Source organism: Solibacillus sp. iso_87 (genome assembly GCF_056173085.1).
Genome location: NZ_CM149656.1, coordinates 963,808 through 978,541, shown reverse-complemented (window position 1 = coordinate 978,541; position 14,734 = coordinate 963,808). Strand labels below are relative to the sequence as shown.

At 38.4% G+C, this 14,734-nt stretch carries 14 protein-coding genes; 3 read left to right on the top strand and 11 right to left on the bottom strand.

Going from position 1 to position 14,734, the window contains the following annotated elements; all coding sequences use genetic code 11:
* Positions 1–7 precede the first annotated feature (7 nt).
* Entirely contained in the window at positions 8–280 is a 273-nt protein-coding gene (locus AC0VXV_RS04755) for a YlbG family protein (protein ID WP_008403430.1), read from the bottom strand.
* Positions 281–556: 276 nt separating this feature from the next.
* Between AC0VXV_RS04755 and AC0VXV_RS04750 the strand changes: the two genes are divergently transcribed.
* Positions 557–1,465 carry a glycerophosphodiester phosphodiesterase family protein gene (locus AC0VXV_RS04750; protein WP_079524974.1) on the top strand — a complete coding sequence of 303 codons (909 nt, stop codon included), beginning with the start codon at positions 557–559 and terminating at the stop codon, positions 1,463–1,465.
* Between the two features lie 248 nt (positions 1,466–1,713).
* Here the strand turns inward: AC0VXV_RS04750 and AC0VXV_RS04745 are convergent.
* From AC0VXV_RS04745 to AC0VXV_RS04730, 4 genes are all read right to left on the bottom strand, one after another.
* A protein-coding gene (locus AC0VXV_RS04745; protein WP_475529255.1) for an IS3 family transposase occupies positions 1,714–3,068 on the bottom strand; the annotation gives its coding sequence in 2 pieces (ribosomal slippage) (positions 1,714–2,615 and positions 2,615–3,068; 1,356 coding nt in all).
* 77 nt (positions 3,069–3,145) lie between these two features.
* The gene (locus AC0VXV_RS04740; protein WP_008403432.1) at positions 3,146–3,592 is read right to left on the bottom strand and encodes a YlbF/YmcA family competence regulator; all 447 of its coding nucleotides are present in this window, start codon (positions 3,590–3,592) and stop codon (positions 3,146–3,148) included.
* A gap of 48 nt (positions 3,593–3,640) precedes the next feature.
* Entirely contained in the window at positions 3,641–5,140 is a 1,500-nt protein-coding gene (locus AC0VXV_RS04735; protein WP_475530560.1) for a UDP-N-acetylmuramoyl-L-alanyl-D-glutamate--2,6-diaminopimelate ligase, read from the bottom strand.
* A gap of 59 nt (positions 5,141–5,199) precedes the next feature.
* Positions 5,200–6,249 carry a CAP domain-containing protein gene (locus AC0VXV_RS04730; protein WP_475530559.1) on the bottom strand — a complete coding sequence of 350 codons (1,050 nt, stop codon included), beginning with the start codon at positions 6,247–6,249 and terminating at the stop codon, positions 5,200–5,202.
* A 148-nt stretch (positions 6,250–6,397) separates the two neighbouring features.
* Between AC0VXV_RS04730 and AC0VXV_RS04725 the strand changes: the two genes are divergently transcribed.
* Complete coding sequence (locus tag AC0VXV_RS04725) at positions 6,398–6,754, top strand: YugN family protein (RefSeq protein ID WP_008403436.1); 357 nt, start codon at positions 6,398–6,400, stop codon at positions 6,752–6,754.
* Between the two features lie 82 nt (positions 6,755–6,836).
* Here AC0VXV_RS04725 and AC0VXV_RS04720 read toward each other — a convergent pair whose 3' ends face one another.
* The 6 genes from AC0VXV_RS04720 to coxB all read right to left on the bottom strand — a co-directional run bounded on the left by AC0VXV_RS04720 (position 6,837) and on the right by coxB (position 12,908).
* Positions 6,837–7,298 (bottom strand): DUF420 domain-containing protein, encoded by a 462-nt coding sequence (locus tag AC0VXV_RS04720; RefSeq protein ID WP_079524966.1) that lies wholly within the window; start codon positions 7,296–7,298, stop codon positions 6,837–6,839.
* A gap of 86 nt (positions 7,299–7,384) precedes the next feature.
* A complete protein-coding gene (gene ctaG / locus AC0VXV_RS04715; RefSeq protein ID WP_475530558.1) occupies positions 7,385–8,296 on the bottom strand; it encodes a cytochrome c oxidase assembly factor CtaG in 912 nt (303 codons plus the stop codon).
* 589 nt (positions 8,297–8,885) lie between these two features.
* Positions 8,886–9,233, bottom strand: coding sequence for a cytochrome C oxidase subunit IV family protein (locus AC0VXV_RS04710; protein WP_475530557.1), 348 nt, complete (start codon positions 9,231–9,233; stop codon positions 8,886–8,888).
* 1 nt (position 9,234) lies between these two features.
* Positions 9,235–9,861 (bottom strand): cytochrome (ubi)quinol oxidase subunit III, encoded by a 627-nt coding sequence (locus AC0VXV_RS04705; RefSeq protein WP_079524960.1) that lies wholly within the window; start codon positions 9,859–9,861, stop codon positions 9,235–9,237.
* Positions 9,861–11,801 (bottom strand): cytochrome c oxidase subunit I, encoded by a 1,941-nt coding sequence (locus tag AC0VXV_RS04700; RefSeq protein ID WP_475530556.1) that lies wholly within the window; start codon positions 11,799–11,801, stop codon positions 9,861–9,863. The genes AC0VXV_RS04705 and AC0VXV_RS04700 overlap by 1 nt, the downstream gene beginning before the upstream one ends.
* A 39-nt stretch (positions 11,802–11,840) precedes the next feature.
* The gene (gene coxB / locus AC0VXV_RS04695) at positions 11,841–12,908 is read right to left on the bottom strand and encodes a cytochrome c oxidase subunit II (protein ID WP_475530555.1); all 1,068 of its coding nucleotides are present in this window, start codon (positions 12,906–12,908) and stop codon (positions 11,841–11,843) included.
* Between the two features lie 895 nt (positions 12,909–13,803).
* On the opposite strand from coxB, the gene AC0VXV_RS04690 reads away from it, so the two are divergent.
* Positions 13,804–14,721 carry a COX15/CtaA family protein gene (locus tag AC0VXV_RS04690; RefSeq protein WP_475530554.1) on the top strand — a complete coding sequence of 306 codons (918 nt, stop codon included), beginning with the start codon at positions 13,804–13,806 and terminating at the stop codon, positions 14,719–14,721.
* Positions 14,722–14,734: the final 13 nt, after the last annotated feature.

Here is a 14,734-nt window from a genome sequence, read left to right as displayed (position 1 = left end):
GTAAAAATTATAAACCTATTTTATAATCATACTCTTTTGCTTTATCCGGCTTTGCATTTTCAAATTCATTTTTAACAAATGGACGGTATGATTCAACAACGTCTTTCACAAATGGAAGGCGTTGTATTTTATTTTTCAATGTTTCGATTTCGTCTCGATTACAATAAATCACAACATATTTTAATCTCCTGGAGATGAAATTTACGTGACCATACTTTCTTAACGACTTCGCATGTTTTAATTGATGAACGTATATAATTAAACCTTGTCTTTCATTCATGGAAAACTCCCCATTTCTTCATAAAAAAATTTATATTCAGCTAAATCATGCAACAAATTCCTGTAAATTCCTTCAGTTTCAAGCCGTCTTTTTCACTAAAAGCATACCAAATGTGCAAATTGTTAGCAACAGAGTTTAGACAGTTCCACTTCTTTTCCGTTATAATGAAAAATAGTAGAGTGAGATATACACTTCATACTATTTTAAGCTTTTTAAACTCATTTATTGCACATAGCTTTCAACGAAACAATGTACGGTTAGAGGAGGACGAATTTAATGGGTAAGAAAACAAAAGTAGCTTTAGCAATCGCGGCGGCTAGTGCGGCGGCATGGGCAGGAACAAAAGCAATTTCAAAGCCGCAAAAACGTGAATCAAAAGAAGCATTACAATTTGAACGTCCAATTATTATCGCACAACATGGAGGCGCGGGTCTGGCACCTGAACATTCGTTACTTGCTTTTGAACGAGCAGCGGAAATCGGTGTGGATGGCTTTACAGTAAGTGTCCGCCTTTCAAAAGATGAAGAAATTATCGCTTTTCATGATGCAACGGTAGACCGCACAACAAATGGCTCTGGCTTTATTAAAGACTTTACATTTGAACAATTAAAAGAACTCAATATCGGCTATAACTTTGAAGATTTAGAAGGGGCTTTCCCTTACAGAGAACAGCATATACTGGCCGTGACATTACGCCAATTAATCGAAACATATCCGGATAAACTATTTATCGTAAACATTCAAGATAGCCCAGACACATATGAAGGTAGTTTAATGCCTTCTAAACTATGGCGCTTAATCGAAGAATTGAATATTCAATACCAAGTAATCGTTACAAGTCCGTATAGCGAACAAATCGACCGCTTCAACTTATATGCACAAAACCGCATCGCTCTTGGTGCCGGTGAAGGCGACATTAAAAAGGCGATGACTTCATTCACAAGTCAATTCGGTCATTTGTATCACCCAAAAGTAGACTTGTTCATCGTTCCATTAAAACAAGGTGTTTTCAATTATGATTCACCGCGCTTTGTTAAGTTTTTATCGGAACTTAATGTACCGACAATTTACAGCGACATTGATGATCTCGTAACAATGAACCGTGTCATCCGACAAGGGGCAATGGGAATTGTGACAAACCGTCCGGATGTCGCAGAAGTACTCATCCAAAAAGTATCGCAATAATCAAAAGGCTAAAGCGCCCGTATAACTCCGAGTGGGCAAAACGCCACATCCATGGGGCATGCCCCCAATGACTCACATCGTGTGAGCCCAAGCCATTGGAAGACCCGACGCAAAAGTAAACGTTCTACCACCCTTGCACGGAGGGGCTTAATGGTGCGAGGAGTTGGCGCTTTAGCCTAGACGCAATAACAAATAAAAGCTCCCGAAAATTTGAAGTGACCCCTAAAAGTTAGACACGGTTATTTCATTTAGGCAGCTTGGGTAAATTGAGTTCGGTATTGCACCGGACTCATTTTTAATTTTGCCTTCATGCGTTTCGTGTTGTAATAATTTATATATTTATCAAGTTCCAATTTAAATTGCTCTACACTTTCAAATTTCTTAAAGTAGAGGAATTCCGACTTCATGATGCCAAAGAAATTCTCCATGACTGAATTATCGTAACAGTTACCTTTACGCGACATACTTTGTACAATGCCTCTTGATTGGAGCTTGTGGCGGTATTGCTTCATTTGATAATGCCAACCTTGATCGGAATGCATTAATAGCTGATGGTCTTCTGGTAAGTGTTCTAACGCCTTTTCTAACATCTCTGAAACTAATGAATAGGTAGGTCTAGAGCCAATTGTATAGGTGATAATTTCTCCGTTAAACAAGTCTAAAACAGGCGATAAATAAAGCTTTTCGCCAAATAATTTAAACTCCGTTATATCCGTTACCCATTTTTCATTTGGTGCTTCTGCAGTGAAATTGCGATTTAAAATATTTGGGGCGATTTCACCAACCGTCCCTTTATACGATTTATATTTTTTCATGCGTACTAAACACTTTAATCCAAGCTCTTTCATGATGCGCTGAACCTTTTTATGATTCACTTTTTGCCCACGATTCTCCAGCTCATCACGAATACGACGGTAGCCGTAACGACCCTCGTGTTCGTCGTAAATCGCTTGAATATCGGCTTTTAAATCAGCGTCTCGATCTGGTCGATTCATCTTCTTCACTAGATTATAATACGTGCTGCGTTTGATTTCTGCGAATGCCACAAGCGCCTTCACCGAGTATTTATGCCTTAATTCATAGATGACCTTTACTTTGTCTTCTTTGGTAATTTTTCCTTGGCTTGAACTAAGGCATTCAACTTTTTTAAATACTCGTTTTCCATGCGTAGACGGTTGATCTCTGCTTGAAGTGCTTCAGGTGAACCTTCTACTGGTGCTTGTTTTGGTTGTTTAGTCGATTCTTTTTTCATGGATAGACGCCCCTTTTTCTTTGGCTGAAGGGCATCTTCTCCTAATCTTTCGAATTGGTTTTTCCAATTCCGTATCGACGAACTAGCTGCTATATTGAAAATCGCTGCCGTTTCGTGTAAGGACGTACCGTGTTCAGTCATATAATTAAGTACGTCTAGTTTAAACGCTTTTGTATAATTTGTATATCGTCTGACAAACACTTCTACGCCGTTATTTTGATATTGTTTTACTAAAGTTAATAAATACCGGTGTGAAATACCAAAATCCGCAGCGACCGTTCTTGAGCTTTCCTTGCCATTTACATATCGTTGAACCGCTGCTAGTTTATCTTCTGGACTCATTCTAGTCATAGAAAAACTGCACCTCCTTGTTAGATGTGTCTAACAAATGGGGTGCAGTTCAAAATTTCGGGAGCTTTTTTATTACATTAAGCTGAACACGAACAACCGCCGCCTGTACCGCATCCGCTGCCACAAGAAGAACTGCTTGCAAAAAACGGATTGCTTACCGGAACTTTTACAGCTTCCGAAACGGAATGGCCAATGAGCAGGCTAATTTCATCAAGTAAATCCTGAAAATCATTTTCCGCCACTTTAAGTGCCGCAATTTGTTCATTCATATCGATCAGACGCTTTTCTGTTCGAATTTTTTTCATAATTATATTGTAATCAGGATGATATTTGCCAAAGCGTTGTACATCCTCATATTGGTCTTTTAACCGTTGAAAGGCCATAATTTGTGCGCTTAATTCCGCATCCTCGTAGACTGCCTTTTTCGCAAGACGAAGGTTTTCGGCTTGCTCAGAGGAAAGGATCATCGCATTTAATTCATCGACCTCGTCTAAAATAAAAACCCAATCAGAAGTCATGAGCATTGTTTATTCCTCCAATCTCACTTTATCATAACAGAATTGAAGGGAAAATCAATGATTGTTCAACCGACGTTTTTCCAATTGTCTTACCATTTCCCGAACAAATACTAAATCGGAAAAGTATTTTTGTTTGTCTCCAATTTGCTGTGTTTTTTCATGACCCTTTCCTAGCAGTACGATTGTATCGCCTTCTTCCGCATAATTAAGCGCATGCTCAATCGCTTCTTTTCGGTTGAGACACTCAATATACTCCTGTGAAGAAGAAAAGCCTTCACGAATCTGCTTATTAATCTGCTGCGGACTTTCATTGCGCGCATTATCTGTCGTTAAAATAATATAATCCGCATAAATCGATGCGATCATTCCCATCTTCGGCCGTTTTGCCTTGTCTCGGTTACCACCACAGCTAAACATTACAATTAACCGGCGCTTTGTATGCTTTTTTAATGTTTGCAAAATCATTTTCATCGCATCCGGTGTATGGGCATAATCGACGACGATCGATAAGCCTAACTGGTTTTTCACATGCTCAAACCGACCTTCAGGCAATACTAAATTTCCGATTGTATTGCATATATCACTTAACGGAAAATCAAGCTGTGCAACACAGCTTATCGCTGCAAGCACGTTGCTGCATTGATAGTCACCCACTAACGGGATGTTCACTATATGCTTCTCTTTTTTATGCTGAATACAACAAGTCGTTGATGCTGGTCCGTCAACTAGCGTTTGGAAAAAGTAGTCGACATGGCTCCCCTTGCCGAAAAAAATACGCTTGCCTTTTGTCGCTAAACCAATGGAACGACAAACACTGTCATCACTGTTTATAATATTTTTTTTCGCCAAGGTCGATAAAATCTGTTTGGATAGTTTGTAACGTTCAAAACTACCATGGTCTTCAATGTGATCTTCTGTCACATTTAAGAAAATACCGATATCAATATCACAATGATCCAGACGGTGCTTTTCCAGACCAATGGACGAAGCTTCCAGAACAACGTAAGGTACATCAAGACGGATTGCTTCTTTGAACAAAAATTGAATATTTTTCGCCTGTAATGTTGTCAATGCTTCCATTTCCGGATAGCATTTTTCCTGGTCGATAAAAACACCATTCGTACCGATTACCATAGTGCGCTTATCCAACTGGTTTAAAATTTGTCCGATAAAATGCGTAACAGTTGTTTTGCCGTTTGTGCCTGTTACCCCAATCACGGTTAATGCTTCTGCGGGGAAATTATAAATTTTTGCACTCGCATAAGCAATAAAACTCAAACAATTCGGTACCCAAATAATCGGTACAGGTAAATCGGCTTCATTAAAGTAATTTTCATCATCTACTACAATTGCTGCTGCGCCCTTCTCCAAAGCGCTATCAATATACGAAATACCACTCGACTTATTTCCCTTCCTGGCGATAAAAGCATCTCCAGGCAAAATAAGATTCGCATCGTCTTCCACTCGTTTTATTTCCACTCTAATGGAGCCCTTCATAGTGCACGGCCAATCTTTAATCAATTCTCCAATTTGCACGGTTTCACTCCTTACCATACTTTATGAAGGCAAAAAAAAAACGCTACATATCGCAGCGTTTAATTTTTAATTTATTTTTATTTTTGTTTCACATACAGCTGTGTATAGTAATTCATAAATGCTCCTGAACCGATATGCGTAAATTCCTCATCCGTAAGCAATGTTCGATGTTCTTTCGAGTTCATCCAGCCATGGATTACCTCAATGGTATCTTTATAATTTGTTGCCACATTGACACCGTGCTGCTCATACCCCTGCTGCACTTCATTCAACTGGTCTTCAATTTTATATTCATCATCTGTCACTTGAGAATCCATCATTCCTAAAAACATATGTTCACTATTATAATCCGCCAAGGAAGCGAGCGTATCTGAAGGAAGTAAAGCAGGCAATCCATATTGCACACGCAAGGAATTTGCCAAATCGGTCAATTGTCTTCGGTTCGCCAAATTGATATCAATTTGCATATAGCTCGAAGGTGTACTTGCTTCAAAGAGCTCCCCTATAAATTGCATTTCATACGGCTTATGTAATACGAGTGTTTCCCCATCGAGAAAACGGACACTGTATAATTGATTCGTTTCGTGATCTATGTATAATTGCGCATACAGATTATCGTATTTTACTAGAATGCGATCATGCAAATCTTGTTCATTCATTGCAAATATATAGATATTCTCCTCGAGTTCAACTGTTATTTCCTGTCCCAGTACTGTCGTACGATAAATGTCGTCCAATGGCTCTCCGATTACAAACGGTGCTATATCAAATTTACTATTATTTGTATAAATCTGATTTACTCGATCTTCCTTCATACTGACCATTAACAGTCCATTGTCTGTATCATAAATCCACCATTCATACCCATATTCCGATGGATCGATTCGCTTCGGAGTACTGTATGTTTCCAATACTTCCTTTGATGTTTTTCCTATTAATGTAGAAATACCTGTAGCTGGTCGCGGAAGATACTGTTCATCCGGCATGGAAGGTTCCGGTTCGACTACCGGTTTTGTAATGCTCGGCGGGCCTTCCAATAATTCTGTTTGAGAGGATTCTTCATTTGAATAATAAACGACAATCCCGATACAAGTTGCAATAATTAATATGCGAAATAAAACTTTCATTAAAATCCTCCACCATTATTTTAGGTAGTATAATTATACCAATTTTGGACACTATGACACAATGTTGTCATTGCATCAATTACCATTTTGTTCTATTATTAGAATTGACCGTAAACTTATGTACGATAGGCAAAGGGAGGATAAAGAAATGTATTTTGAAAACACACAACTCGAACATGTTAAAGTTGATCAAGAAGTTTTAACGACAGTAATGGGCAAATTCGGTTTAGAGTGCCACGGTGCATGGGACTATGACCGAATGACATTTGACCGCTGCTATGATGTACGTGAAGGTCGTTTTTATTTACGTGTTTTTTGTAATGCAGTATCAGGTGATGTAGGTGCACATAATGCAACTTTAAATATCAACAAACCTGCAATTGGAAAATACTATTATCCACACGGTGTTGAATACACAGATGAGGTATTCCCGGGACATCTTGTAAAAGAGTGTGAAAAAGTACTGGCAGATGTTCGCAGAGAGCTATCAGCATACGGTATTTAATCCCTTTAAAAGCTGGCAACCCAACCCAGCTTTTTTATTTGCCAAAAAAGCTCCCTATATCAAAGTATAGGAAGCTTAAAATTTAAAATCCTAAAATTGCTTTAAAGACAGACGTCGTTTCGCCGCCTTCATAAATAACATAAAGCAATGAATATACAATAACCCCGGTAATCGCTACGAAGAACCAAATAATACTTGTAATCGCACCAATTTTGCGGTGTAATTTCAGATTGGATTTAAGACCTGAAATTATACTTGTCAGCCCGAATACTGCCCCAACTGTCGCTAATGTTATATGGAAAACTAAAAAAATTGTGTAATAAATTTTCAGCTCATCCGGTCCACCGAAGGCCGTATTACCAATAAACACAGTACGTGATACATAAATGATAAAGAATGCCAATGCCGAAACACCAGCTGCTAACATTACTTTTCTATGTGCTTCCACATTTTTCTTTGCGATCAATACCCAGCCAATTGCTACGAGCACTGCACTAAGGACAATAAACGTCGTGCTTATTGTGGGTAATATAGGTAAATTCATTTTCAAATCTCCATTCTTACTTAATCTATCAATATGAACAACATTATTAGGTTGATTGCTCCATTTGTACACATTTTAACATCTTATTAGTACTGTGTTCTATTTTGAAACTCTTTTAAAGCATTATCTGTAATTTCCTGCTGATTTGAGCGCTCTGTATTCCACCACTTACGGAAAATTTTAAATAAAATAACGCCAAATATAATTTCCTGAATAATTTTCATCAATACGCCGCCAACTTGCTGGTCGCTCAATAAATCCATACTCGAGAACAACTCCGGACCAGATAATGTAAGTCCTGATAGTGTAGAGGAAGGAACACATAATTCCATCGCCTTCAGCCACATATCACTATCACTGTATGTACCGTACATCGGGCTTGAAGCAAATATAATAAGCGCACAGGCTGGTGTTATTAACACGGCATTCGAGGCAATATACGCCAATTTCGTCATATTCTTCATTTCATGCTGTCCATCAACATTATTCAATAATGGCCAGTACATAAAAATAGCAGAGGTAAACAAAATCGCTGTATAAGCCAGGTGGTATATTTCATTTAATTTAATCGTGTCAAATACAGATGGTAAATGATATACCGAAAATAAGCCAATAAAGACGATAATAGAAACGAGCGGTTTTGTAAAAATTTTAAAAATTGTTCGCATAACCGGTGCTTCCACAACCACTTTCCAAACCCACCAAGGAATTCCTTTAATAAAGAATATCGGCACTAATAATAATAAGAATGCCATTTGCGTCATATGCATCGTAAACATAATATGACCAAGCAAATCAATTGGAGATCCTTTAATTATATAAAAAGAAATGATTCCTAGTACAAAATAAGCTGCTTCACTCTTCTTTAACGGTTCACTCAAGTTAAACTTTTCTCGCCATGAAACAGTCAGTAAAAAATAGAAAGCCGTTACAAGTAGTAAACACCCGAATAAATATGGGCTCCATAATGCTTGAAATCCGAATATACTTATTGGCATATGACCATGCTCCTTTAAACATCAGTAGTTATCCCGCATTAACGGGTAGTAAAAGCCAAATTGGTTCGGGTCAACACGATATTGGTCACACAAGCGTTGTCACAGTACGAGACGGTTTTAGCTTGTACTTCTTCTAATTAATGGGAAATGAAGAAAAGCCCCACTAATTGTACTTTCACTTTATTATAAATGGCAATTTCACCAACATCAATGAAAGAACTATGACAATTGCTTGAATCAAACATGTATTTTCTATATAGGTTAGACCGTACATTATTTATATGAAGCTAATTCAACCTTCCTATCTAATTAAGACCGTTGATTTCCATTGCGGGCTTAACTATCTGCGGGCATCGGTACTCGTCCCGATAAAATTGGATTTTCCGCTCGGTGCTCCTGTCGCTTTACTTTAGTCGCAAATTTACATTTGTTGTCTCTCGGGAATCTGAAACCCTCTACTCCATTTTACTCCCGTTTCACCTTAATTTATTGCCGTAAATTTTTATGCGACTATATAACTCACTTTGCAAAAATACCTTAAAACAAAAAACGTCCCCAGCATTTGCTAAGGACGTCGATTGTTATGCAATTAATTACCCCACCAAATAATTGTCGTAAACGCCAGGAAGAACGTGAACGCGATGAAGGCTGCACTCCACATGAAGAACTCAATTACACCAACCATATGTGTTGTGCGATCTTCCAAGTGCATAAAAGCATAAAGTTGCAGTACTACTTGTACTCCAGCCAATAATAAAATAATCGGAATGATAAATGTTGGAGCAAAGTCAGCCAGTACAGCGGCAAATGCGATAAAAGTCAGGAAAATCATGATCGCAAAGTTTACTACTTGTTTACGCATATGCGCTTTGGCATGTTCTCTGTCATATTCGAATTGTGCCTGAGTACGTACTTCTACATGAGTTTCGTGTCCCATTTTATCCAACCACTCCCATCAGATAGACTACTGTGAAAATGAATACCCATACAACGTCAATGAAGTGCCAGTAAAGTGAAGCTGCAAAGAACTTCGGTGCATTGTATAAGTTCAATCCACGGCTACTATTGCGGATGATTAATCCCGTAATCCAGACTAAACCAATAATAACGTGTAAACCGTGCATCCCTACGAGCGTAAAGAACGCAGAAGAGAATGCCGATTGTGTATAACCAAACCCGATGTGTACATAATGCTGGAATTCATAGATTTCCAATGCAAGGAAGCCTAAGCCTAATAAAACTGTAATCCCCATCCAAGTACGAACACCGGAATAGTTAAAGTTTCTCATATGGTACATCGCATATACAGAAGTTAATGAAGATGTTAATAATAACATTGTCATTACAAACGCTAACGGTAATTCATAAAGATCCTTTGCCGCGAATTCCATCCCTGCCGGACCGCTATCTTTAAGCGCGATATATGTAGCAAATACACTCGCGAATAATACTGTATCCGATGCCAGGAAAATCCAAAGTCCAACTAACTTGTTTTTCCCTTCCATAGTAGCTTGTTCAGGGTGTTTCGGCCAAGTTTGTGGAGTAAATTTCTGATTAATATCCATTACTTGATACCCCCTTTATTACCTGTTGCACGGTAGTGAGCTAAATCCGCTTCTACTTGTTCAATTTCAGCAACCGTTACGTGGAATCCTAAATCATCTTTAAACGAACGAACGATCATACATGCAATTGTTAATCCTAGACCACCAATAATCAATGCTAAAGAAATTGCAGGAGTTGTTCCTGTAGCTGTACCAGCCTGTACTTGATCTCCCCACGGGCTGTATAAAGCACCAAATGCGGCAATCATCATACCGATTGACATAATGAACGGCAGAATTGAATTGTTTGGCATATGGATTTCACCTAATGGTTCAGCATAAACCATACCTTCTTTGTTGCCTTCTTCTTTCTCAATCCAATAAGGATCATAACCACGAATAAGTGGTGTTTGTTTAAAGTTATAGAATGGCAACGGTGTTTCAAGCGCCCACTCAAGTGAACGACCATCGCCCCAGTAATCACGACGGTTAACCGGTTCTGATTTAATCGATAAAATTGCATCGATTACTAATAATACTACCCCGATTCCCATCATAATAGCACCGATTGACGAGATAAAGTTGAATAAATCCCAACCTTGACCTTCCATGTAAGTAAATACGCGACGTGGCATACCCATTAATCCTAAGAAATGCTGGATGAAGAACGTTAAGTGGAATCCGATAAAGAACATCCAGAAAGTAATCATTCCCAGTTTAGGATTTAATGCACGGTTAAACATAATTGGCCAGTAGAAATGCGCTGATCCGAATAAACCTGTTACGATACCACCTACGATTACGTAGTGGAAGTGAGCAACGATAAAGTAAGAATCATGCAGCTGATAGTCAAGTGGTGCAGTTGCCTGCATTACCCCTGTAACCCCACCAGCAACGAATGAAGGAATAAATCCAAGTGCATAGAGCATCGGCACTGTTACTTTAATCGAACCGCCCCAAATTGTAAGGATCCAGTTGAAGACTTTCATCCCTGTCGGAACAGCGATCGCCATTGTAGCAACAGCGAAAATTGCGTTCGCAGTAGCACCTAAACCAACTGTGAACATGTGGTGGGCCCATACCATGAACCCTAAGAAACCGATTAAAATTGTAGCGAATACCATTGATGAGTATCCGAATAAACGTTTACGAGCGAAAACCGGAATAATTTCCGAGAATAAACCGAATGCCGGCAGTACTAAGATGTATACTTCAGGGTGACCGAAAATCCAGAATAAGTGCTCCCAAATAATTGTATTACCACCCATTGTATGATCAAAGAAGTTTGCCCCAAACATACGGTCAACTAACATTAAGAACAATCCACCAGTAAGTGGAGGGAATGCGAATAAAATTAGGGAACTTGCTACTAAAGTCGTCCAAGTGAATAAAGGCATACGCATGAACGTCATACCCGGTGCACGCATCGTAATGATTGTTACGATGAAGTTAATACCTGATATTAACGTACCTGCACCCGAGATTTGCAGACCAAGAATATAGAAGTCAATACCATGGCCCGGTGAATATAAAGATAATGATGCATAAGAAGTCCAACCTGCATCAGGTGCTCCACCTAAAAAGAATGATAGGTGTAGGAATACTGCACCAATAAAGAATAGCCAGAATCCTAATGAGTTTAAGAACGGAAATGCAACATCACGTGCACCAATTTGAAGTGGTACGACCGCATTCATAAAGGCAAATATTATTGGTGTTGCTGCTAAGAATAGCATCGTTGTGCCGTGCATTGTTAATAGTTCGTTAAATAGGCCTGCAGAAATGAATGTACTTTCAGGGAACATTAATTGAATACGCATCAGTAATGCTTCAAATCCTGCAATTGCGAAGAACAGAGTACCGGCTGCTAAATACATGATTGCGATCTTTTTATGATCGACCGTTGTCAAATAGTCCCATACATGTGCTCCAAAGCCCTTTTTCTGTGTAACAGAGCTCACACCTTTAACCTCCTTCAATGTTTCTCTCTAATGTAAATATTACTTTTCAACTGATAATGACATTAAATAGTCAGCAATTGCTTGTGCTTCTTCTTCTGTCACAAGTTTATCCGGCATTGTATTTCCTGGTTTGTATTTAGAAGGTTCATAAATCCAGTCTGCCGTGTTTTCTACTGTATGGTCCATGAAACCAGCAACACGGTTACGGTCACCGAAAGTTGTTAAGTTAGGACCTAATCCATTGCCCGCAACTCCGGATACTGCGTGACATCCTAAGCAAGAGTTGGCAAATGTCGCTTCACCTAAATTAGACGACTCTTTATCTGCTGTGGTACCTTCAGTAGCCTGCATTGCTGTAACCCATGCGTTGAACGCTTCCGGCTCAAGTGCTTTTACTTTGAAATCCATTAATGCATGCGAAGGACCACATAACTCCGCACATTTACCATAGAATACGCCTTCGCCATCGTTTAAACCGGCTGATTCTCTATCAAACTGTAAATAGAATTTGTTAATACCATCAACGTTTGTATCCATCTTTCCGCCAATAGCCGGTATCCAGAATGAGTGCTTTACATCAGATGCGATTAAGTTGAAATATACTTTTTCCCCAGTAGGAACAACCAGTTCCTGTGCTGTAATAATTCCTTGGTTTGGATATTCAAATTCCCACCAGTATAACTTTGCCGTAACATTTACTGTAAGTGCTGTATTGTTACCGCTTTCGTCTACTTCGTCCATTGCAGCAACATTCGAAAATTTATACGTATAGTGCAGCGTTGGAACAGCTAAGACTAATAATAAAATAATTGGAATAACTGTCCAAATCACCTCTAAAGTATGGCTGCCTTCCACTTGCTTCGGCATATGGTCTTCGCCAACTTTTGAACGGCGGAATTTAAAGAAAGCAACTAAATAAATTGTCGATACGACAATAACGACTAATGCCATAATAGCTATGGATAAATATAAGATGTTTAATTGTTCTTTACCAACTTGACCAGATGGACGAAGCGTCGAGATATACTCTTCACCACATGCTGAAAGGAATACTGTCATTACTGTTAATAACGAGAATAAACGCCATTTTTTAAGCCCTTTCATCATAGCTTAATAAACCCCTCTTTCTTTGTTGTATTTTCATGTGTAACCATGACTGCGGTTATGTCTATGTGAATTCTTGTACAGTGCAAGACTGTACTGGAAAGAATCCCGATTTTTTAGCCGCCCACTACTCACTGCTTCCCTTTATATTCAAATATTGATTAGTCTCCTGTTCTTCTAATCGAGGTAAGTCAAAAACAGATCGATTGGAAAAATTCTAATATATTTGAGTAAAGTTTCACTTAAATGATTTGGCTCAGAAAATTATAAGTCCTCACATGCTGACAGCAGTCACTGCTATCGGTTACAAAAATCCGCTTACGCAATTAGTAGGATTTTAGAATTACTGAGACATTTTTACTTATACCCCATTTTACTACCAAATTCTAGTTTATACTATTTTGCTAGAAAAATAAGCAAAATATCTAGAAAACTTCATTTCTTCTTTAAGTCTTCATTAATGTGAAGTACAGATTTCTATCTTTATAAGTGCAAGAAAACTTAAAGAATGATTGTGTTAAAAATATCTATAGTTCGACGGGGTTTTGGTAAAAGAGTCCAATAACTTACTTCTCCTTTCAAATTTGTAAGCATATTCCGTTACCATAACTATATCTAAATTTGGATAGGATTTCTAGACGTTTCATGAAATTTCAAACTACTTCACATCAAACCTGTCGAAACATGCAGAAATCTCTATCAATAACTATATAGTAATGTATTTTTTGGCAATATTTGTGAATGCGAGGAGAAGAATTTATGAACAATTTGTGAAAAAATGGTTGCGTTTACAATGGAATCCTGAATATGGTTGTATTTTTCAGATATTTTCGCTATCATCTAAAATTAGAGACGCTCTTTGTAGCGAAGCGAAAATTAAAGTAGGTGAGCTCATTTTATGCATCAAAAATATTACAAATTTCTAAAATGGTTTGCTGTTTTGTCTACACTTGGCATGTTGCTCATCCTTCAAGGTGGAGCACTAGTTACAAAGACCGATAGCGGTTTGGGCTGTGGAAGAAACTGGCCGGACTGCAACGGTTCATTAATACCGAAAGAAATCACAACAGAAGTATTAATTGAATTTTCTCACCGTCTTGTAACGGGGTCTGTATCCATTTTTATCCTCATTCTTGTTATTTGGACATGGCGCGCGCTAGGCCATATTCGTGAAGTTAAGCTTTTAGGGTTTTTGGCACTGTTCTTCCTTGCTCTTCAGGCATTCATTGGGGCTGCCCAAGTTTTATGGGGACAAGGTGACTTTATTTTAGCGTTACATTTCGGGATTTCATTAATCTCATTTGCGGCTGTACTGCTGCTTACCTTGATTGTATTTGAAGTCGACAAAAAGTTTGATGCCGATCAATTGTACATGAGCAGGAAATTAAAAATACATACTATTTGCGTTACTTTATATTCATATATAGTTGTTTATACCGGGGCTCTTGTACGTCATACCGATGCTAGTCTAGTCTGTCCGGACTGGCCGTTCTGCCGTAACGATCAGCCAATGACGATGCCGTACAATATGTATGAGTGGGTTCAGATGGGGCACCGTTTTGCAGTGTTGATCTTCGTAATTTGGATTGCCTATATTGCTATCCATGTTATCAGAAACTACAAGAATCAGCGGATTATTTTCTGGGGCTGGACAATCGCTCTTTCGCTTGTCATTTTACAAGTGATTGCCGGTATGCTTGTAGTCCTGTTAAAACTTCATTTGTTCGTTTCATTAATGCACTCGTTATTAATTACACTTCTATTCGGTTTATTATGTTATTTGATCATGCTAGTTTCAAGATCAAAAATAAATTAAATAGGTTTATAGT

Bases quoted from the DNA above. Each gene is read 5' to 3' on its own strand.
- AC0VXV_RS04755 (WP_008403430.1), bottom strand. From the start codon at position 280: ATGAATGAAAGACAAGGTTTAATTATATACGTTCATCAATTAAAACAT.
- AC0VXV_RS04750 (WP_079524974.1), top strand. From the start codon at position 557: ATGGGTAAGAAAACAAAAGTAGCTTTAGCAATCGCGGCGGCTAGTGCG.
- AC0VXV_RS04740 (WP_008403432.1), bottom strand. From the start codon at position 3,592: ATGCTCATGACTTCTGATTGGGTTTTTATTTTAGACGAGGTCGATGAA.
- AC0VXV_RS04735 (WP_475530560.1), bottom strand. From the start codon at position 5,140: ATGGTAAGGAGTGAAACCGTGCAAATTGGAGAATTGATTAAAGATTGG.
- AC0VXV_RS04730 (WP_475530559.1), bottom strand. From the start codon at position 6,249: ATGAAAGTTTTATTTCGCATATTAATTATTGCAACTTGTATCGGGATT.
- AC0VXV_RS04725 (WP_008403436.1), top strand. From the start codon at position 6,398: ATGTATTTTGAAAACACACAACTCGAACATGTTAAAGTTGATCAAGAA.
- AC0VXV_RS04720 (WP_079524966.1), bottom strand. From the start codon at position 7,298: ATGAATTTACCTATATTACCCACAATAAGCACGACGTTTATTGTCCTT.
- ctaG (WP_475530558.1), bottom strand. From the start codon at position 8,296: ATGCCAATAAGTATATTCGGATTTCAAGCATTATGGAGCCCATATTTA.
- AC0VXV_RS04710 (WP_475530557.1), bottom strand. From the start codon at position 9,233: ATGGGACACGAAACTCATGTAGAAGTACGTACTCAGGCACAATTCGAA.
- AC0VXV_RS04705 (WP_079524960.1), bottom strand. From the start codon at position 9,861: ATGGATATTAATCAGAAATTTACTCCACAAACTTGGCCGAAACACCCT.
- coxB (WP_475530555.1), bottom strand. From the start codon at position 12,908: ATGATGAAAGGGCTTAAAAAATGGCGTTTATTCTCGTTATTAACAGTA.
- AC0VXV_RS04690 (WP_475530554.1), top strand. From the start codon at position 13,804: ATGCATCAAAAATATTACAAATTTCTAAAATGGTTTGCTGTTTTGTCT.